This window comes from Pseudomonas sp. R5(2019) (assembly GCF_009905435.1).
GTDB lineage: Bacteria > Pseudomonadota > Gammaproteobacteria > Pseudomonadales > Pseudomonadaceae > Aquipseudomonas.
This window is the reverse complement of sequence record NZ_JAAAMT010000002.1, coordinates 1-18,611: the sequence shown is the minus strand read 5'-3', so window position 1 is coordinate 18,611 and position 18,611 is coordinate 1. Positions and strand designations below refer to the sequence as shown.

Sequence of the window (18,611 nt, the reverse complement as noted above, 5' to 3'; positions counted from 1 at the left end):
GGCCGGGATAATCCATGGCGCCCATGAAGGGCGATATCAAGTGGCCTCTACTTGTTATGTCTCATCAGGAGAGTAAAGGATGAAAGTGAAGCAGATTGCACTGCTGTCGCTGTTACTGTTGCCACTGTCGGCGAACGCCGCGCCCGAGTTGAACATCGGCGGGCTCTACGACTATCTGGACGGCAACAAGAGCACGCTGCTCAAGCGTGTCCGTAACGGTGGCGACACCACCGCATTCGTCAAGGTCAGCGTGGCTGAGCTTGTGTATGACAGCGCGGGCGGCTCTCGGGAAATTGAAATGGACGGGCTCCAGGCGGAGCAGCGCGGCCTGATCGTCAGCCCCGCACGCTTGATCGTACCTGCCAATGGCATGCAGGCGGTGCGCCTGCTGTACCGCGGTTCGCGCGACCAGGAGCGCTATTTCAGGGTGCGCTTCATTCCGGTGCTGCCGGAGGCGAACGACGGCTTTGCCATCACCGAAGCCGAAGCCGAGCAGTACGAACAAGCCCTCAAGGTGGGCGTCAATATTCTCGCCGGCTACGGTTCGCTGCTGTTTGTCCGGCCTGGCGACACCCGCTACCAGACTGAGGTTGAACATGAGCCGGGCCGCTTCTTCGTTCCCAACAAGGGCAACGCCACGATCGTGCTCGATCACTTCAAGCACTGCCAGGCCAATGGCCAACAGTGCGAGGCCGCGACCAAGCATCACCTGTTGCCGGGCAGCCGCCGTGAATTCAAGAAAGAAAGTGGCCGACACTACCGTTTTGAACTGATTGAGGGTGGAACCAGTCGCGAGATCGAATTCAAGGGTTGAGGGCTGCGCCGAGGACTACTCGCCATGTACAAGGCATTGATCGTTGATGACCACCCGTTTATCCGTTCCAGTGTCAACCTGCTGCTCAAGAGCGAGCGGTTCGAGGTGGTCGGCCAGACCGACAACGGCATCGATGCCGTGCGGCTGGCGCGAGAGCTGCAGCCGGACGTGATGATCCTCGATATCAGTATCCCGAGCCTCGATGGGCTTGAAGTCATCGCCCGGGTCAAGGCCATGGGCTTGACGGTGAAAATCCTCATCCTGACCTCCCAACATGCCGATTACTTTTCCCTGCGCTGCATGAAAGCCGGGGCAGTCGGCTATGTGTCGAAAACCGATGACCTGTGCGAACTGAGCAAGGCAGTGCACGCGGTGATGTCGGGTTACAGCTACTTTCCGCAAGTGTCGCTCAGCTCGGTGAGAAAGGTTGATGTGCGCAGCTCGGAAGCCGAATGCATCGCCAGGCTGACCGACCGCGAACTGCTGGTACTGCAGCAGTTGGCCCGTGGCCTGAGCAACAAGGCCATTGGCGAAACCATGCTGCTCAGCAACAAGACCATCAGTACCTACAAATCCCGGCTGATTGAAAAGCTGCGGGTCCAATCGGTGGTGGACCTGGCGGATGTCGCCAAGCGCAATCTGCTTATCTAGGTTGCCGAATTTTGTGCGCTACCGTTTGTTGCAATGGGCAGTGTTGCTGGCGCTGCTGTGCTTGGCGCTGACTGCTGCCGCCCAGGAAGCGCCGCGCGGCATCTGGCCGGATGCAGTCCGGGGATTACGGGCCTTCGAAGCGCAGGCGCAGGCCTCGATCGCACACAGTGCAACGTTGTCGAGGGTCGACAGCTTTTGGCACCAGCACGGTCGACTGATTGCGCAGGCCTGTACCCTGGTCGCCAGCTTGCTGGCACTGGCGCTGATCTGGATTCACTACCTGCACCAGGCGATTCGCAAGTGTGAACAGGCCGAACAGGCCTTGAGCCGCCTGTATGCCGAGCTTCAGGAGGCCAAGGATCAGGCGGAGGCCGCCAATCGGGCCAAGACCACCTTTCTGGCGACCATGAGCCACGAAATCCGCACCCCCATGAACGCATTGCTGGGCATGCTCGAACTGGCGCTGGAAAAGGCTGATCAGGGTGTGCTCGACCGCCTGGCGATTGACGTGGCGTTGAGCTCCGCCCGAGGTTTGCTGGAGTTGCTGGGGGACATTCTGGATATCACCCGTATCGAGTCCGGTCAGCTGGCCCTTGAGCCCCGGCGTACTCAACTGCGTCAGCACGTTGAAGGCGTTGTTCGGATGTTCGAACATCAGGCGATGATCAAGGGGCTGCGGTTGCGGCTGGAGGTTGCCGGTGATCTTGACGGCGAGGTGTTGCTGGACGCGCTGCGCTTCAAGCAGATTCTTTCCAACCTGATCAGCAATGCCATCAAGTTTACCCTCGAGGGCGAAGTGCGGGTCTGTCTTGAGGCGGCCCGCGAGCGGCAGCTGCTGGCGGTCAGGCTGGTGGTCGAGGACACCGGTATGGGCATCCCCGCCGCCGACCTGTCGCGCCTCGGCGCACCCTATTGCCAGGCCAGCAACAACCGGCAATCAGCCCGTAGCGGTGCCGGCTTGGGCTTGAGTATCAGCCGTTCGCTGTGCGAGCTGATGGGCGGGCGCCTGCAGCTGGAGAGCGCCATGGGCGTGGGGACGCGGGTTGAGCTGCACCTGGACCTTAGCTGTTTGCCGACATTGGCTGCCCGCGCCATTGCGCCGCTGCCCATGCCAACCCGTCGTCAGCCCCGGCCACTGAACGTTCTGGTGGTGGATGACTACCCGGCCAATCGGATGCTGCTGATGCAACAGCTCAGCTACCTGGGGCATCGGGTCCGGGTGTGCGAGCAGGGCCGTGAAGGGTTGCGCAGCTGGCTGAATGAAGCGTTCGATGTGGTGATTACCGATTGCAACATGCCGGTGCTCGATGGCTACCGGCTGGCGCGGGCCATCCGTGAACATGAACGCCGCAGGCGCAAGCCGGCCTGTTTGATTCTGGCGCTCACCGCCAATGCGCAGGCCGCTGAACACGAACGCTGTCGGGCGGCGGGGATGGATGCCTGTCTGTTCAAGCCGCTGAGCCTCAATGGCTTGTCGGATGCGCTCAGTGGTGCGTCGCGAAGCGAAGCCGAGCCGGTGATGGGGGAGGCCCCGGCGGGGATGGATATGTCCAGCCTGCTGGCCTTGACGGGCGGCGACCGAGAGGCGGTCAAGGCCTTGCTCGGGGATCTGCTCAGCAGCAATCGGCAGGATCTGCGGCGCCTGGACAGCCTGCACAATGGCAAGGACTTGCGCACGCTTGCCGACCTGGTGCACCGGCTCAAGGGTGGCGCCCGGATTATCCGGGCGCAAGGTCTGCTGGGGGTTTGTGCGCAGCTTGAGCAGGCATGCTCGCACAGCGCGCCGGCCCATCGCATCACCCAGCTGGTGGAGGTACTGCGTCAGGCGATTCTGGAACTTGAGCAGGATCTTGAGCGCTACTGCGAGCGCTGATGGCGTCAGCCCTTGCTGATCAGGTTGCCCACGTGCAGCCCGCATTCCTTCTGGGTGGCTTCTTCCCACCACCAGCGGCCTTCGCGCTCGTGCTGGTTTGGCAATACCGGGCGGGTGCAAGGCTCGCAGCCGATGCTGATGAAGCCGCGCTCATGCAGGCTGTTGTACGGTAGTTCGAGCATGCGGATATAGCCCCAGACTTCTTCACTGGTCATCTGTGTCAGCGGGTTGAACTTGTACAGCGGGCGTTCCGGGGTGGAGAAGGCGCCGTCGATTTCCAGCGCGGCCACCTGGCTGCGGGTGCCGGGGCTCTGATCGCGGCGCTGGCCGGTGGCCCAGGCCTTGACCGTGGACAGTTTGCGGCGCAGCGGTTCGATCTTGCGGATGCCGCAGCATTCGCTATGGCCGTCCTTGTAGAAGCTGAACAGGCCCTTTTCCTTGACCAGCGCTTCCAGCTTGCTGTGCTCGGGGGAGATCACCTCGATGGCGATGTTGTAATGCTCGCGCACCTGCTCGATGAACCGGTAGGTTTCCGGGTGCAGGCGGCCGGTGTCGAGGCTGAAGACTTTGACGTTCTTGTTCAGTTTCCAGGCCATGTCCACCAGCACGACGTCTTCGGCGCCGCTGAAGGAAATCCACAGCTCATCGCCAAAGTGCTCGAAGGCAAGCTTGAGGATGTCCTGGGGGGACTTGTTGGCGTAAGTCGCGGCGAGGGCGGCGACGTCGAAGGGTTGGCTCATCAGGCGGCTTCCGGTCATTGAATGGCGCTTGGCGCTCGTATGAGGCAGATCTTATCAAAAAATGACCCCAAGCCGGGCAACTGTAGGAGCCGGGCTCGCCCGCGATAAGGACGCCGCGATTTTACAGCTATTGCGCGTCATCGTTCATCGCGGGCGAGCCCGGCTCTTACCAAAACGGTGTCGATCAATTATTACCTCGGGCCGGGTCGCGTTGATGCAGTGGCGTTGCTAGAGTTCGGCTTCCATTTTGTGTTGATCGAGGAGTGTGCTGTGGAAATTGCCTGTCTCGACCTCGAAGGCGTGCTGGTCCCGGAGATCTGGATCGCCTTCGCAGAAAAAACCGGAATCGAAGCGCTCAAGGTAACAACCCGCGATATTCCCGACTATGACGTGCTGATGAAGCAGCGCCTGCGCATCCTCGATGAGCACGGCCTAAAACTTGCCGATATTCAGGAAGTGATCGCCACCCTCAAGCCGCTGGATGGCGCGGTTGACTTCGTCAACTGGCTGCGCGAGCGCTTCCAGGTGGTGATCCTGTCGGACACCTTCTATGAGTTTTCGCAACCGCTGATGCGCCAGTTGGGCTTCCCGACGCTGCTGTGCCACCGTTTGATCACCGACGAGACCGATCGGGTGACCGGCTACCAACTGCGCCAGAAAGACCCGAAACGCCAATCGGTGCTGGCGTTCAAGAGCCTGTACTACCGGGTGATTGCCGCCGGTGACTCGTACAACGACACCAGCATGCTCGGGGAGGCGGATGCGGGGATTCTGTTCCATGCGCCGGAGAATGTGATTCGCGAGTTCCCGCAGTTCCCGGCGGTGCATGATTTTACGGCGTTGAAGCAGGCGTTCATCAAGGCTTCCTGCCGCACCCTCAGCCTTTAAAGTCAAAAACTTCGCGGTGGTCCGGCATCAAATGTTTTGCAGGGCATCGAGCAGCACTTTGACCTTGGTGATCGACTCTTCGTATTCGGATTGCCACTCGGAGTCAGCGACCACCGCGCCGCCGCCCCAGCACGTCACTTTGCCGTCCTTGATCAGCAAGCTGCGGATGGCGATCGAGCTGTCCATTTCGCCGCGCACGTCCACATAGAGCAAAGACCCGCAGTACAGCGCACGGCGGTTCGGCTCCAACTCATCGATGATCTGCATGGCGCGGATCTTCGGCGCGCCGGTGATCGAACCGCCGGGGAAACTGCCGCCGATCAGGTCCAGGGCGTCTTTGCCGGGCGCCAGTTCGCCGGTCACGGCGCTGACCATATGGTGCACGTTGGGGTAGCTTTCCAGGTTGAACAGCTCCGGCACCTTGACCGAGCCGATCCGGCAGCTGCGGCCCAGGTCGTTGCGCAACAGGTCCACGATCATCAGGTTTTCGGAGCGGTCCTTGGCGCTGGCCAGCAGCTCTTCGGCGTTGGCGGCATCTTCGGCCGGCGTGCGCCCGCGTGGGCGGGTGCCCTTGATCGGGCGGGTCTCGACCTGGTTCTGGCGGACCTTGATAAAGCGCTCCGGCGAAAAGCTCAGCAAGGCGCTGCCGTCGGCCAGCGGCTGGAAACCGGAGAAGGGCGTTGGGCAGGCCGCGCGCAACGCACGATAGGCGGTCCAGGGGTCGCCCTGGCAGGTGCCGCTGAAGCGTTGGGTCAGGTTGATCTGGTAGCAGTCGCCGGCCTTGATGTACTCCTGCACCCGGTCGAAGGACTGCTGATAGGCCTGGGCGCTGATGTCCGGGCGCATAGGCGTCAGCAGGCTGAACGCAAGTTCGGCGCTCGGCGTTGGCTGGCTGAACAGCGCAATCAGGCGATCCCGTTCGCGGGCCGCAAGGCGAGGGTGGAACACCAGTTGGCTGGTGCGCAGCTGGTGGTCGCTGATCAATGCCCAGGCGTAGAGGCCCAGCCCGGCCTCGGGCAATTGCAGGTCATCGATGGCGTGTTCGGGCAGGCGCTCCAGGCGGCGGCCGAAATCATAGCTCAGGTAGCCGATCAGGCCGCCGGCGAAGGGCAGCTCCAGTGCATCCGGCAATTCAGCCCGGCCCAGTTGCGCCAGGCCCTCGCGCAAGCGCTGCAGAAACGCCAGTCCGGATTCATCGGTCTTGAGGCTGAACTGCTCCAGCGGCCAGGCACTGAGCAGGTCAAAGCGACCGCGTTCGGCGACTGGGCGGGCGCTGTCCAGCAGCACGGCGCCGGGGGCGTGGCGCACGCCAGCGAAATAGGCCGCGGGGTCGGCGTGGTAGGGCAGGGGGTGTACGGTGCAGATAGACATCAGGGCCGGATTGCCATGGGTGCGGGGGAGCGATTGTAGTCTGCTGCAGGAAAAGCGCCTAGCTTTGTGGTGTGCATGAATACATTGCTGGTCTGGCGGGCGTCATTCGCGGATAAATCCGCTCCCACATGTGGGAGCGGATTTATCCGCGAAGCTTTTGAGGTTGTTCATACTTCCCGAGCAGGGATATGCCCAAACAGCTCCTGCGCAAATTTCACCCGCTGCTCCGGGGTTTCCTGCTCGCCGTTCTTGGCCAGCGCTTCCAGGTGGGCTTCGACCGCATGGGTGCGCTGGGTCAGGCCGCAGTCGTTGGCGATCTGGATGTTCAGGCCGGGGCGGGCGTTGAGTTCGAGAATCAACGGGCCCTTTTCCTGGTCCAGGACCATGTCGACACCGATATAGCCCAACCCGCATAGCTCATAGCAACCCGCAGCCAGCTTCATGAAGCCGTCCCAGTTCGGCAGTTGCACCCCGTCCACCGCGTTGGTGGTGTCCGGGTGCTTGCTGATGATGTTGTTCAGCCAGGTGCCGCGCAGGGTCAGGCCGGTGGCCAGGTCGACACCGACGCCGATGGCGCCCTGGTGCAGGTTGGCCTTGCCGCCCGACTGACGGGTGGGCAGGCGCAACATGGCCATCACCGGGTAACCCATCAGCACAATGATGCGGATGTCCGGCACGCCTTCGTAGCTGATGCTCTTGAAGATCTGGTCGGGCACAACCCGGTATTCGATCAGCGCGCGGTCACGGTGACCGCCCAGTGAGTACAGCCCGGTGAGGATGCTGGAGATCTGGTGCTCGATCTCTTCGTGGCTGATGATCTTGCCCGAGACCGTGCGGTAGCGGTTCTCGAAACGGTCGGCGACCACCAGGATGCCATCGCCGCCCGCGCCCTGGGCGGGCTTGACGACGAAGTCGCTGCGCCCGCCGATGATCTCGCCCAGCCGGTCGATTTCCTTCTCGGTGGAGATCACCCCATAGAGTTCGGGTACGTGAATGCCCGCCGCGATGGCGCGTTCCTTGGTGATGATCTTGTCATCGACGATCGGGTACAGGTGGCGCTTGTTGTACTTGAGGACGTAGTCCGCATTGCGCCGGTTGATACCCATGATGCCCCGGGCTTCCAGGGCCTTCCAGGTTTTCCAGAGACCGAACATCAGCTTTCAGCCTTCAGGAAGGCCTTGAACCGGAACAGCTCGGTCAGGCGGTAGCCGCGATAACGACCCATGGCCAGCATGAAGCCCACCAGAATCAACAGGACCGCCGGGAAGGTGAACACGAAGTACACCAGCTCCGGCACGCTCATCAACAGATGCGCGAGCGAGGCGGCAAACAGGGTGCCGATGGCGACTTTCATCGCATGGCCACCGCCGCGTTCTTCCCAGGTGATCGACAGCCGCTCGATGGTCATGGTCAAAATCACCATCGGGAACAGCGCTACCGACAGGCCGCGCTCAAGGCCCAGCTTGTGGCTGAACAGGCTGATGGCGGCAATCAACACCACCACGAAGGTCAGGACTACCGACAAGCGCGGCAGCATTTGCAGCTTCAGGTGCTCAAGGTAGGAGCGCAGCGACAGGCCCAGTGCCGTGATCACGGTAAACAGCGCAATACCGAAGCCCAGTTGGGTTTCCCGAAAGGCCAGGGCGATCAGCACCGGGGTAAAGGTGCCCAGGGTCTGCAGGCCGATCAGGTTGCGCAGGATCAGGATTACCAGTACGCCGATCGGGATCACTACCATGATCATGAAGGTTTGCTGGGTTTGCAGCGGCAGGCCGTACAGCGAGTATTCGAGGAAGTCCGCGTCGGTGTTTTCGTCGGTCAGCTTGGCCAGGCGAATGGCGTTCATTTCGCTGTTGTTCATGCTGAAGCTGACGGCGGCCCTCTTGCCGCCATCGACGGTGATCAGGTTGTCATCGCCGGTCCACCACAGCAGGCGGTCTGCGGGCAGGCCTTGTTCGCCGGTGTCCGGGTTGAAGTACAGCCAGTCGGTGCCGTTGAAGCTGCGCAGCCAGAGTTCCGGGGTTTGCGGCTGGTCAGCTACCAGGCGGATGGTGTGGACCTTCTCCAGCGGCACGTGGGCGATCGACAGCACCAGGTCGATGATGCGGGCCTTGTTCTGGGACGAGGTATCGCCGGCCAGCAGCAGCTTGACGTTGTCATCGTTGAGATTGTTGACACGCTTGATGGTCTCGCCGACGAAGGTCTCGACGTCGGCCGAGTGCTGGCGAATCGGCGCCATCAGCGCTTCGGCGGCGATCTTTTCCGGGCCTTCGATCGGCAGGCTGTCGCGGAAGGTCGGGCCTTTGACCTTGGCCTTGTCGGTGGCATAGCGCTTGGTCAGCACCAGGCGGTAGTAGAGGGTCTGGTTGCCGTTGGCGCGCCGGGCCGACCAGGTGACCTTGCGGTTGCCGTCGACGCGGTTGACGCTCACGCCATAGTTGTTGGAGATAAAGCTTTCATTGAGGCTGACGTAGTCGCGGTTCAAGGGCGGCACGAACATCTGCACCTTGACCGGGTCCTTGGTGCTGGCCACGAATTCGACCTTGGCGTCGATGTTCCACAGGTCGTCGGTTTCATCCTCGGTGACCGGGATGCCGAGGGCGAAAATCTGGTAGGCGGTGATCGCAATGCCCAGCGTCACCAGCACGGCGATCAGGATTTTCAGATGAAGAGTCAGAGAGCGCATTGGGGTTACTCTGCGGTATGAGCGTCAGTGGCGCAGGCGGGTTTGCCGGCAGCGTATTTAAGGCTTGGATCGACCAGTGCATCGAAACGCTTGAGCGCTTCGGAGCCGATCAGCAGCGGGTACTGGAAGGCGCTGCGGTCGGTCAGGTTGACTTCAATGGTGCGCAGGGCATTGCCCATGCAGATGTCCAGGGCAATCACCGGGCGGGCGGTGTACGGCTTGCCTTCTTCCGCGTTGTAGTCGCCGGCGCGGCGCTTGATTTTGCTCACGCGCGCCAGTGGCCGTTCTATCGGATGGGAATGGGCCGCGTCTATCGCCAGGTAAAACCGCACCCATGACTCGCCATCGCGCTTGAAGCGCTTGATATCGCGGGCGCTGAGCGAGGCGGTCTTGGCGCCGGTGTCGAGCTTGGCCGCGACTTCGAGGTCGATGTCGGCGAGCCTGGCGTATTCGTTCAGGCCGTACACGGACTTTTCAACGGCCCCGCTCAAGCCGGGCAGGGCGAGCAGGCAAAGCAGCAATAGGTAAGGCTTGAGTCTCATAAATCCTGGGCGCGGTGCTGTGCGATCTTTCGGGTCAAGGCGACTGGCAGTACTGCGCAAGCTTCCTCGGTGCCTACCACTCTTTGCTTTCCAAAAAGCAGATGACAGACAAAGTACTTCGCCCCTCGGGTCGAGGCGGGGCGGGGCGGCATTCTATCACGCTGGCTTTATGACGCCAGCGGATGCGCTTTCAGACAACCGCAGGGCTATGTAAGTTCGTTATTAGATAATTGTCGACAATGTATATTTTTTCTTTGACTGTCAGCGCCGATTTAGCTAGTTTTGCAGGCATGGAATTCTAAGGTGTCGACAATATGTGGGATGCAGCCCAAGCCCCCGGCCTCAATCAGGAAGATTCGGAAACCCTGTCCGAAAACGTCTTCCGGCGCATCCAGGCGGCCATCGTCAAGGGTGACATCGCCCCGGGCAGCAAGATCTCCGAGCCAGAGCTGGCGCGGACTTACGGCATCAGCCGCGGTCCATTGCGCGAGGCCATCCACCGCCTTGAAGGCCAGCGCCTGCTGGTGCGGGTGCCGCACGTCGGGGCGCGGGTGGTGTCACTTAGCCATGCCGAGCTGATCGAACTGTATGAAATCCGTGAATCGCTGGAAGGTATGGCCTGTCGCCTGGCCGCCGAGCGCATGAGCAACGCTGAAATCGACGAACTGCGCCGGGTGCTCGACACCCACGAGCGCGATGCGGCGTTCCAGGCCGGCGTCGGCTACTACCAGCAAGAGGGCGATTTCGACTTTCACTACCGGATCATTCAGGGCAGCGGCAACCGCACGCTGACCCAGATGCTCTGCGGCGAGCTCTATCAACTGGTGCGCATGTACCGCATCCAGTTCTCCGCCACGCCGAACCGCCCCCGCCAGGCGTTCGCCGAACACCACCGGATTCTCGATGCCATTGCCGACCGTGACGGCGAACTGGCCGAGCTATTGATGCGCCGCCACATCGGCGCCTCCAAACGCAATATAGAGCGTCACTACCTGGACGCTAACAGCCCACGAGGTGAGTCATGAGTCAGAAGAGCAGTCCCGGCCAGCGCTTTCGCGATGCAGTTGCCGCCGAACACCCGCTGCAAGTGGTCGGCGCGATCAACGCCAACCATGCCCTGTTGGCCAAGCGGGCTGGCTTCAAGGCCATCTACCTGTCCGGTGGCGGCGTTGCCGCAGGCTCCCTGGGCCTGCCTGACCTGGGCATCACTGGCCTGGACGACGTGCTGACCGACGTGCGGCGTATTACCGATGTGTGCGACCTGCCGCTGCTGGTGGACGTCGACACCGGCTTCGGCTCCTCGGCCTTCAACGTGGCCCGTACCGTGAAGTCGATGATCAAGTTCGGCGCGGCGGCGATTCACATCGAAGACCAGGTTGGCGCCAAGCGCTGCGGTCACCGCCCTAATAAAGAGATCGTTTCCCAGCAGGAAATGGTCGACCGCATCAAGGCCGCGGTCGATGCCCGTACCGATGACAGCTTCGTGATCATGGCGCGTACCGATGCGCTGGCGGTCGAAGGCCTGGAGTCGGCCCTGGAACGTGCCGCTGCCTGCATCGAGGCCGGTGCCGACATGATCTTCCCGGAAGCCATCACCGAGCTTTCGATGTACAAGACCTTTGCCGAGCGGGTGAAGGCGCCGATCCTGGCCAACATCACTGAATTTGGCGCGACCCCGCTGTACACCACCGAAGAACTGGCCTCGGCCGATGTTTCCCTGGCGCTGTATCCGCTGTCGGCGTTCCGGGCCATGAACAAGGCTGCCGAGAATGTCTACAACGCGCTGCGCCGCGACGGCACCCAGAAAAATGTCATCGACACCATGCAGACGCGCATGGAGCTGTACGACCGTATCAACTACCACGCCTTCGAGCAGCATCTCGACGCGCTGTTCGCCCAGAAGAAAAACGGCTGATCCCGGCCCGGCCCGGGCCCCTCAAGTTTCATTAGGGGCCCGGGCACCGAATACCTGCGGTTGATGGATCCACAGAACAAGTTCAAGAATGAGGAGATAACCATGGCTGAAGCAAAAGTACTGAGTGGCGCGGGCCTGCGTGGCCAGGTCGCCGGCCAGACAGCCCTGTCCACCGTCGGCCTGGAAGGCGCCGGCCTGACCTACCGCGGTTATGATGTGCGCGACCTGGCGGCGGGTGCGATCTTCGAGGAAGTCGCTTACCTGCTGCTGTACGGCGAGCTGCCAAACGCCTCGCAACTGGCCGCGTACCAGAAAAAACTGCAGGCTCAGCGCGACCTGCCGCAAGCGCTCAAGGAAGTGCTGGAGCGCCTGCCCAAGGACGCCCACCCGATGGACGTGATGCGCACCGGCGCGTCGGTGCTCGGCAACCTGGAGCCGGAGCTGAACTTCGACCAGCAGCGTGACGTGGCCGACCGCATGCTCGGCGCGTTCCCGGCGATCATGACCTACTGGTACCACTTCAGCCACGAAGGCAAGCGCATCGACTGCGTGACCGATGAAGCCACCATTGGCGGCCACTTCCTCGCACTGCTGCATGGCAAGAAGCCAAGCGCGCTGCACGAGAAGGTGATGAACGTCTCGCTGATCCTCTACGCCGAGCACGAATTCAACGCCTCGACCTTTGCCGCCCGCGTTTGCGCCTCGACCCTGTCGGACCTGTACTCCTGCGTCACCGGTGCCATCGGCACCCTGCGCGGGCCATTGCATGGTGGTGCCAATGAGGCGGCGATGGAGCTGATCGAGCGTTTCGGTTCGGCTGACGAAGCCGTGGCAGAGCTTTTGAAGATGCTCGAGCGCAAGGACAAGATCATGGGCTTTGGCCACGCGATCTATAAAGAGTCCGACCCGCGCAACGAGGTGATCAAGGGCTGGTCGAAAAAGCTGGCAGAGGAGGTGGGCGACACGGTGCTGTTCCCGGTCTCCGAAGCCATCGACAAGACCATGTGGGAGCAGAAGAAACTCTTCCCCAACGCCGACTTCTACCATGCTTCGGCGTACCACTTCATGGGCATCCCGACCAAGCTGTTCACGCCGATCTTCGTCTGCTCGCGCACCAGCGGCTGGACTGCCCACGTGTTCGAACAACGCGCCAACAACCGCATCATCCGCCCGAGCGCCGAGTACACCGGCGTTGAACAGCGCAAGTTCGTGCCAATCGAGCAACGCTGACAAGCCAGGGAAGCACCGGTAACACGCTTTGATGCCTGTAGGAGCTTAAGGCATAGACTCTGTGGGAGCGGATTTATCCGCGAATGAATGCACCGCAGTTTTTCAGATATTGCGCGTCGTCTTCATTCGCGGATAAATCCGCTCCCACAAGGGTAGGCCCGGCCCCTACACAAAGAGCAGCGTTACCGGTTTCCCCTGGCACTGACTATTCCGTGATTGAGTCCCCGCGCCATGAATACTGAATTTCGCAAAGCTCTGCCCGGCACCGCCCTGGATTACTTCGACGCCCGTGCGGCGGTCGAGGCCATCAAACCGGGCGCGTACGCCACGCTGCCTTACACCTCCCGGGTCCTTGCCGAAAACCTGGTACGGCGCTGCGACCCCGCCACCCTGAACGCCTCGCTGAGCCAACTGATCGAGCGCAAGCGCGACCTGGACTTTCCGTGGTTTCCGGCCCGTGTGGTCTGCCATGACATCCTCGGCCAAACCGCGCTGGTGGACCTGGCTGGTCTGCGTGATGCCATCGCCGACATGGGCGGTGACCCGGCCAAGGTCAACCCGGTGGTGCCGGTCCAGCTGATCGTCGACCACTCCCTGGCGGTCGAATGTGGTGGCTTCGATCCGGAAGCCTTCAGCAAGAACCGCGCGATCGAAGACCGTCGCAACGAAGACCGTTTCCACTTCATCAACTGGACCAAGCAGGCGTTCAAGAACGTCGACGTGATCCCGCCGGGCAACGGCATCATGCACCAGATCAACCTGGAGCGGATGTCGCCGGTGATCCAGGCCCGTGAAGGCGTGGCCTTTCCCGATACCCTGGTCGGCACCGACAGCCACACCCCGCACGTCGATGCGCTGGGCGTCATCGCCATCGGCGTCGGCGGCCTTGAAGCCGAGAACGTGATGCTCGGTCGCGCGTCCTGGATGCGCCTGCCAGACATCATCGGCGTGGAGCTGTCCGGTCGTCCGCAGCCGGGCATTACCGCCACCGACGTGGTGCTGGCCCTGACCGAATTCCTGCGCCAGCAGAAGGTGGTGGGGGCCTACCTGGAATTCTATGGTGAAGGCGCCAGCGCGCTGACCCTGGGTGACCGCGCCACGATCTCCAACATGGCCCCCGAATACGGCGCCACGGCGGCGATGTTCTCCATCGACCAGCAAACCATCGACTACCTGAAGCTGACCGGCCGCGAAGACGAGCAGGTCAAGCTGGTGGAGAACTACGCGAAACATACCGGCCTGTGGTCCGACAGCCTGAAAGACGCCGAGTACGAGCGCGTGCTGCGTTTTGACCTGTCCTCGGTGGTGCGCAACATGGCCGGCCCGTCCAACCCGCATGCCCGTGTGGCGACCTCGGACCTGGCCGCCAAGGGCATTGCCGGCCAGTGGGAAGAGGTGCCTGGGCAAATGCCCGACGGCGCCGTGATCATCGCCGCCATCACCAGCTGCACCAACACCAGCAACCCGCGCAACGTGATTGCGGCAGGGCTGTTGGCGCGCAATGCCAACAAGCTCGGGCTGGCGCGCAAGCCGTGGGTGAAATCCTCGCTGGCGCCCGGCTCCAAGACAGTGGCGCTGTACCTGGACGAAGCCGGGCTGACGAGCGAGCTCGAGCAGCTGGGCTTTGGCGTGGTGGCCTTTGCCTGCACCACCTGCAACGGCATGTCCGGCGCACTGGACCCGGTCATCCAGCAGGAAATCATCGACCGAGATCTCTACGCCACGGCTGTGCTTTCGGGTAACCGCAACTTCGACGGGCGCATCCACCCTTACGCCAAGCAGGCCTTCCTCGCCTCGCCGCCGCTGGTGGTGGCCTACGCCATTGCCGGGACCATCCGTTTCGATATCGAGAAGGATGTGCTGGGTGTGGTCGACGGCAAGGAAATCCGCCTGAAGGATATCTGGCCGAGCGATGAAGAAATCGACGCGGTGGTGAAGGCGGCGGTCAAGCCCGAGCAGTTCCGCAAGGTCTACATCCCGATGTTCGCCATTCACGAAGACAACGGCCCGAAAGTCAGCCCGCTTTACGACTGGCGCGCGCAGAGCACCTACATCCGCCGTCCGCCGTACTGGGAAGGCGCCCTGGCCGGTGAGCGCACCCTGACGGGCATGCGCCCGCTGGCAGTGCTGCCGGACAACATCACCACCGACCACCTGTCGCCGTCCAACGCCATCATGTTGAACAGCGCGGCGGGCGAGTACCTGGCGAAGATGGGCTTGCCGGAAGAAGACTTCAACTCCTACGCCACCCACCGTGGCGACCACCTGACCGCCCAGCGCGCGACCTTTGCCAACCCGCAACTGGTCAACGAGATGGCCGTGGTCGATGGCCAGGTCAAGAAAGGCTCGCTGACCCGCGTCGAGCCGGAAGGCAAGGTCATGCGCATGTGGGAGGCGATCGAGACCTACATGGACCGCAAGCAACCGCTGATCATTGTTGCCGGCGCCGACTACGGCCAGGGCTCGTCCCGGGACTGGGCGGCCAAGGGCGTACGCCTGGCCGGTGTCGAAGCGATTGCCGCCGAGGGCTTCGAACGTATCCACCGCACCAACCTGATCGGCATGGGCGTGCTGCCGATGGAGTTCAAGCCGGGTACCACCCGCAAGACCCTGGGCCTGGATGGCACCGAGACCTATGACGTGATCGGCCAGCGCACCCCGCGCACCACCCTGACACTGGTGGTCCATCGCCGTAACGGTGAGCGCGTGGAAGTGCCGGTGACCTGCCGCCTGGACAGCGACGAAGAGGTCTCGATCTATGAGGCGGGCGGCGTGTTGCAGCGCTTTGCCCAGGACTTTCTTGAATCGGCGCATGCCTGAGTAAAAAAGCTTCGCGGATAAATCCGCTCCCACAAGGGCTCTGCATTACCTGTGGGAGCGGATTCATCCGCGAAGAGGCCCTCAGCCCCAACCCGGAATCATAAACATGCCACACGTACCCCAGATCAAGATTCCCGCCACCTACATCCGTGGTGGCACCAGCAAGGGCGTGTTCTTTCGCCTGCAGGACTTGCCCGAGCGCGCCCAGGTCCCGGGCCCGGCCCGCGATGCGCTGTTGATGCGGGTGATCGGCAGCCCCGACCCGTATGGCAAGCAAATCGACGGCATGGGCGCCGCCACCTCCAGCACCAGCAAGACGGTGATTCTGGCCAAAAGCAGCAAGCCCGGGCATGACGTCGACTACCTGTTTGGCCAGGTGGCGATCGACACCGCGTTTGTCGACTGGAGCGGTAACTGCGGCAACCTGTCGGCGGCGGTGGGCTCGTTCGCCATCAGCGCAGGCCTGGTCGATGCCGAGCGGATTCCCCACAACGGTGTGGCGGTGGTGCGGATCTGGCAGGCCAATATCGGCAAGTCGATCATCGCCCATGTGCCGATCACCGACGGTGAGGTGCAGGAAACCGGTGATTTCGAGCTGGATGGCGTGACCTTCCCGGCAGCGGAAGTGCAACTGGAGTTCCTCGACCCGGCAGCGGACGAGGAGGGCGCCGGTGGTTCGATGTTCCCGACCGGTAACCTGGTCGATGACCTGGATGTTCCAGGCGTTGGCACGCTGAATGTGACGATGATCAATGCCGGCATCCCGACGATTTTCGTCAATGCCCAGGACATCGGTTACACCGGTACCGAGTTGCAGGAAGCGATCAACGGCGATCCCAAGGCGCTGGCGATGTTCGAAACCATTCGTGCCCACGGTGCCGTGCGCATGGGCCTGATCGCCCATGTGGAGGAAGCGGCCAAGCGCCAGCATACGCCCAAGGTCGCCTTTGTCGCCAAGCCGGCCGACTACACTGCTTCCAGCGGCAAACGAGTCGCGGCGGCTGAGGTCGACTTGCTGGTGCGGGCGCTGTCGATGGGCAAACTGCACCATGCCATGATGGGCACGGCAGCGGTGGCCATCGGCACGGCAGCGGCGATTCCAGGCACGCTGGTGAACCTGGCGGCCGGTGGTGGCGAGCGCAGCGCGGTGCGCTTTGGCCACCCGTCGGGCACCTTGCGTGTCGGTGCCGAGGCGCGGCAGGTCAATGGCGAGTGGACCGTGACCAAGGCCATCATGAGCCGCAGTGCACGGGTTTTGATGGAAGGCTGGGTGCGTGTGCCGGGGGATGCTTTCTAAACCGGGACACCCTCCCTTTTCGTAGGAGCAGCTGAAGTTGCTCCTACAGTTGCGAGAGGGAATCGAAGATGAGCGCCAACGTTGATCTGAATGAACGCCCCGATTACGACACTGTTCTGCAGGACATTGTTGACTATGTCCTGAACTACACGATTGACTCCCCCGAAGCCTTCAACGCCGCCCGCAACTGCCTGATCGACACCCTGGGTTGTGGCCTGCTGGCGCTGCGCTTCCCCGAGTGCACCAAGCTCCTTGGGCCGATGGTCGAAGGCACCCTTGTGCCTTATGGTGCGCGAGTGCCTGGCACTTCCTATCGCCTGGACCCGGTCAAGGCGGCCTGGGATATTGGCTGCGCCGTTCGCTGGCTCGATTACAACGACACCTGGCTGGCTGCGGAATGGGCCCATCCATCGGATAACCTGGGCGCCATCCTTGCGGTGGCCGACCACCTGTCGCAAAAACAGGTGGCTAATGGCGAAACGCCGTTGACCATGCGCACCGTGCTCGAAACGATGATCATGGCCCATGAAATCCAGGGCGTAATGGCATTGGAAAATTCCTTCAATCGGGTCGGCCTGGACCATGTGCTGTTGGTGAAAGTCGCCTCCACTGCAGTGGCCGCCCGGCTGATGGGGGCCAATCGCGAGCAGTTGTTGTCGGCGCTGTCTCACGCCTTTGTTGACGGCCAGGCCCTGCGCACTTACCGGCATGCGCCCAATGCCGGGTCGCGCAAATCCTGGGCGGCGGGGGACGCCACCAGTCGCGGTGTGCGCCTGGCGGACATCGCCCTGCGCGGAGAAATGGGCATCCCTGGCGTGTTGAGCGCGCCGCAGTGGGGCTTTTATGACGTGCTGTTCAGTCACACCAACAAGGACCTGGCGCTTAAACCGCAAGAGGCGCGCACGTTCAAGCTCTCGCAGCCATTCGGCACCTACGTAATGGAAAACGTGCTGTTCAAGATCAGCTTCCCGGCTGAATTTCATGCGCAGACCGCCTGTGAAGCGGCGGTCACCTTGCACCCGCTGGTGCGCAACCGGTTGCCGCACATCGACCGGATCGTGATCACCACCACTGAGTCGGCGATCCGCATCATTTCCAAGGTTGGGAAGCTGGCCAATGCCGCCGACCGTGATCATTGCCTGCAATACATGGTTGCCGTGCCACTGGTCTACGGCACCTTGGTGGCCGAGCACTATGAGGATGCATTTCACGCGGCGCACCCGGCGATCGATCTGCTGCGCGAGAAGATGGAGATTGTCGAAGACCCGCGCTTCACCCTTGAATACCTGGAGCCTGACAAGCGCTCGATCGCCAATGCGGTGCAAGTGTTTTTCAAGGATGGCAGCAGCACCGAGAAGGTCTGCGTTGAATACCCGATTGGTCACCGTCGACGCCGGTTGGAGGGGATCACGTTGTTGGAAGACAAGTTCAGGGCAAACCTGGCGACCCGCTTCACGGCCCAGCGTTCGGCTGAGATTTTTGCGCTGTGCAAGGATCAGGTGAAGCTGGAGGCGACGGCTGTTCATCGGTTTGTGGATTTGTTTGTGATCTGAGATCGGTGGTGAATTCATCGCAGGCAAGCCTTGCTCCTACAGCCGTTGTAGGAGCCGGGCTTGCCCCAATGCCAGTCAGTTAAGGAATAGAACGACGAAACCCTTGTAGGAGCGGACCTGGCCGCGATGGGCTGCGCAGCAGCCCCCGAGGCCGGTGATATCTACGACAAGCCCTGGGAGTGCGGGCGGTTTCGGAATCGCCGGGGCCGCTTCGCAGCCCATCGCGGCCAG

Annotated in this window: 15 protein-coding genes; 10 read left to right on the top strand and 5 right to left on the bottom strand. The window is 62.2% G+C overall.

Annotation, left to right across the window (positions count from 1 at the left end; all coding sequences use genetic code 11):
* Window positions 1-79 precede the first annotated feature (79 nt).
* Genes GUY40_RS01710 through GUY40_RS01700 form a run of 3 tightly spaced genes read left to right on the top strand, consistent with a single transcriptional unit; the run spans window position 80 to window position 3,338 of the window.
* Window positions 80-814, top strand: a complete 735-nt coding sequence (locus GUY40_RS01710) for a molecular chaperone (protein ID WP_166567209.1) — start codon at window positions 80-82, stop codon at window positions 812-814.
* A gap of 24 nt (window positions 815-838) precedes the next feature.
* Window positions 839-1,465: a response regulator transcription factor gene (locus GUY40_RS01705; protein ID WP_166567208.1), complete on the top strand. Its 627-nt coding sequence runs from the start codon at window positions 839-841 to the stop codon at window positions 1,463-1,465.
* Window positions 1,466-1,478: 13 nt separating this feature from the next.
* Window positions 1,479-3,338: an ATP-binding protein gene (locus GUY40_RS01700; RefSeq protein WP_166567207.1), complete on the top strand. Its 1,860-nt coding sequence runs from the start codon at window positions 1,479-1,481 to the stop codon at window positions 3,336-3,338.
* Between the two features lie 5 nt (window positions 3,339-3,343).
* Here the strand turns inward: GUY40_RS01700 and GUY40_RS01695 are convergent, their stop codons facing one another.
* Window positions 3,344-4,078 carry a phosphoadenylyl-sulfate reductase gene (locus GUY40_RS01695; RefSeq protein ID WP_166567206.1) on the bottom strand — a complete coding sequence of 245 codons (735 nt, stop codon included), beginning with the start codon at window positions 4,076-4,078 and terminating at the stop codon, window positions 3,344-3,346.
* Between the two features lie 270 nt (window positions 4,079-4,348).
* Here GUY40_RS01695 and thrH point away from each other — a divergent pair, with 270 nt between their 5' ends.
* Window positions 4,349-4,966 (top strand): bifunctional phosphoserine phosphatase/homoserine phosphotransferase ThrH, encoded by a 618-nt coding sequence (gene thrH, locus GUY40_RS01690; protein ID WP_166567205.1) that lies wholly within the window; start codon window positions 4,349-4,351, stop codon window positions 4,964-4,966.
* A 27-nt stretch (window positions 4,967-4,993) separates the two neighbouring features.
* Here the strand turns inward: thrH and pabB are convergent, their stop codons facing one another.
* The 4 genes from pabB to GUY40_RS01670 all read right to left on the bottom strand — a co-directional run bounded on the left by pabB (window position 4,994) and on the right by GUY40_RS01670 (window position 9,565).
* Window positions 4,994-6,337 carry an aminodeoxychorismate synthase component I gene (gene pabB / locus GUY40_RS01685; RefSeq protein WP_166567204.1) on the bottom strand — a complete coding sequence of 448 codons (1,344 nt, stop codon included), beginning with the start codon at window positions 6,335-6,337 and terminating at the stop codon, window positions 4,994-4,996.
* A 167-nt stretch (window positions 6,338-6,504) separates the two neighbouring features.
* A complete protein-coding gene (locus GUY40_RS01680; RefSeq protein ID WP_166567203.1) occupies window positions 6,505-7,491 on the bottom strand; it encodes an alpha-L-glutamate ligase-like protein in 987 nt (328 codons plus the stop codon).
* Window positions 7,491-9,023 carry an inactive transglutaminase family protein gene (locus tag GUY40_RS01675; protein WP_166567202.1) on the bottom strand — a complete coding sequence of 511 codons (1,533 nt, stop codon included), beginning with the start codon at window positions 9,021-9,023 and terminating at the stop codon, window positions 7,491-7,493. The genes GUY40_RS01680 and GUY40_RS01675 overlap by 1 nt, the downstream gene beginning before the upstream one ends.
* Window positions 9,024-9,028: 5 nt before the next feature.
* Window positions 9,029-9,565, bottom strand: coding sequence for an ATP-dependent zinc protease (locus GUY40_RS01670; RefSeq protein ID WP_166567201.1), 537 nt, complete (start codon window positions 9,563-9,565; stop codon window positions 9,029-9,031).
* 314 nt (window positions 9,566-9,879) lie between these two features.
* On the opposite strand from GUY40_RS01670, the gene GUY40_RS01665 reads away from it, so the two are divergent.
* From GUY40_RS01665 to prpD, 6 genes are all read left to right on the top strand, one after another.
* Window positions 9,880-10,590, top strand: coding sequence for a GntR family transcriptional regulator (locus GUY40_RS01665; protein WP_166567200.1), 711 nt, complete (start codon window positions 9,880-9,882; stop codon window positions 10,588-10,590).
* Entirely contained in the window at window positions 10,587-11,480 is an 894-nt protein-coding gene (prpB, locus tag GUY40_RS01660; RefSeq protein ID WP_166567199.1) for a methylisocitrate lyase, read from the top strand. The genes GUY40_RS01665 and prpB overlap by 4 nt, the downstream gene beginning before the upstream one ends.
* A gap of 102 nt (window positions 11,481-11,582) precedes the next feature.
* Window positions 11,583-12,710 carry a 2-methylcitrate synthase gene (gene prpC, locus GUY40_RS01655; protein WP_166567198.1) on the top strand — a complete coding sequence of 376 codons (1,128 nt, stop codon included), beginning with the start codon at window positions 11,583-11,585 and terminating at the stop codon, window positions 12,708-12,710.
* Between the two features lie 231 nt (window positions 12,711-12,941).
* Window positions 12,942-15,530 (top strand): Fe/S-dependent 2-methylisocitrate dehydratase AcnD, encoded by a 2,589-nt coding sequence (gene acnD / locus GUY40_RS01650; RefSeq protein WP_166567197.1) that lies wholly within the window; start codon window positions 12,942-12,944, stop codon window positions 15,528-15,530.
* 106 nt (window positions 15,531-15,636) lie between these two features.
* The gene (gene prpF, locus GUY40_RS01645) at window positions 15,637-16,827 is read left to right on the top strand and encodes a 2-methylaconitate cis-trans isomerase PrpF (protein ID WP_166567196.1); all 1,191 of its coding nucleotides are present in this window, start codon (window positions 15,637-15,639) and stop codon (window positions 16,825-16,827) included.
* Window positions 16,828-16,895: 68 nt separating this feature from the next.
* Window positions 16,896-18,380, top strand: coding sequence for a 2-methylcitrate dehydratase (gene prpD, locus GUY40_RS01640; protein WP_166567195.1), 1,485 nt, complete (start codon window positions 16,896-16,898; stop codon window positions 18,378-18,380).
* Window positions 18,381-18,611: the final 231 nt, after the last annotated feature.

What these genes read in the sequence shown, in the direction of transcription:
- GUY40_RS01675 (WP_166567202.1), bottom strand. Translation starts at nt 9,023, where the DNA reads ATGCGCTCTCTGACTCTTCATCTGAAAATCCTGATCGCCGTGCTGGTG.
- GUY40_RS01670 (WP_166567201.1), bottom strand. Translation starts at nt 9,565, where the DNA reads ATGAGACTCAAGCCTTACCTATTGCTGCTTTGCCTGCTCGCCCTGCCC.
- GUY40_RS01695 (WP_166567206.1), bottom strand. Translation starts at nt 4,078, where the DNA reads ATGAGCCAACCCTTCGACGTCGCCGCCCTCGCCGCGACTTACGCCAAC.
- prpC (WP_166567198.1), top strand. Translation starts at nt 11,583, where the DNA reads ATGGCTGAAGCAAAAGTACTGAGTGGCGCGGGCCTGCGTGGCCAGGTC.
- GUY40_RS01710 (WP_166567209.1), top strand. Translation starts at nt 80, where the DNA reads ATGAAAGTGAAGCAGATTGCACTGCTGTCGCTGTTACTGTTGCCACTG.
- GUY40_RS01680 (WP_166567203.1), bottom strand. Translation starts at nt 7,491, where the DNA reads ATGTTCGGTCTCTGGAAAACCTGGAAGGCCCTGGAAGCCCGGGGCATC.
- acnD (WP_166567197.1), top strand. Translation starts at nt 12,942, where the DNA reads ATGAATACTGAATTTCGCAAAGCTCTGCCCGGCACCGCCCTGGATTAC.
- prpD (WP_166567195.1), top strand. Translation starts at nt 16,896, where the DNA reads ATGAGCGCCAACGTTGATCTGAATGAACGCCCCGATTACGACACTGTT.
- prpB (WP_166567199.1), top strand. Translation starts at nt 10,587, where the DNA reads ATGAGTCAGAAGAGCAGTCCCGGCCAGCGCTTTCGCGATGCAGTTGCC.
- pabB (WP_166567204.1), bottom strand. Translation starts at nt 6,337, where the DNA reads ATGTCTATCTGCACCGTACACCCCCTGCCCTACCACGCCGACCCCGCG.
- GUY40_RS01705 (WP_166567208.1), top strand. Translation starts at nt 839, where the DNA reads ATGTACAAGGCATTGATCGTTGATGACCACCCGTTTATCCGTTCCAGT.
- GUY40_RS01665 (WP_166567200.1), top strand. Translation starts at nt 9,880, where the DNA reads ATGTGGGATGCAGCCCAAGCCCCCGGCCTCAATCAGGAAGATTCGGAA.
- prpF (WP_166567196.1), top strand. Translation starts at nt 15,637, where the DNA reads ATGCCACACGTACCCCAGATCAAGATTCCCGCCACCTACATCCGTGGT.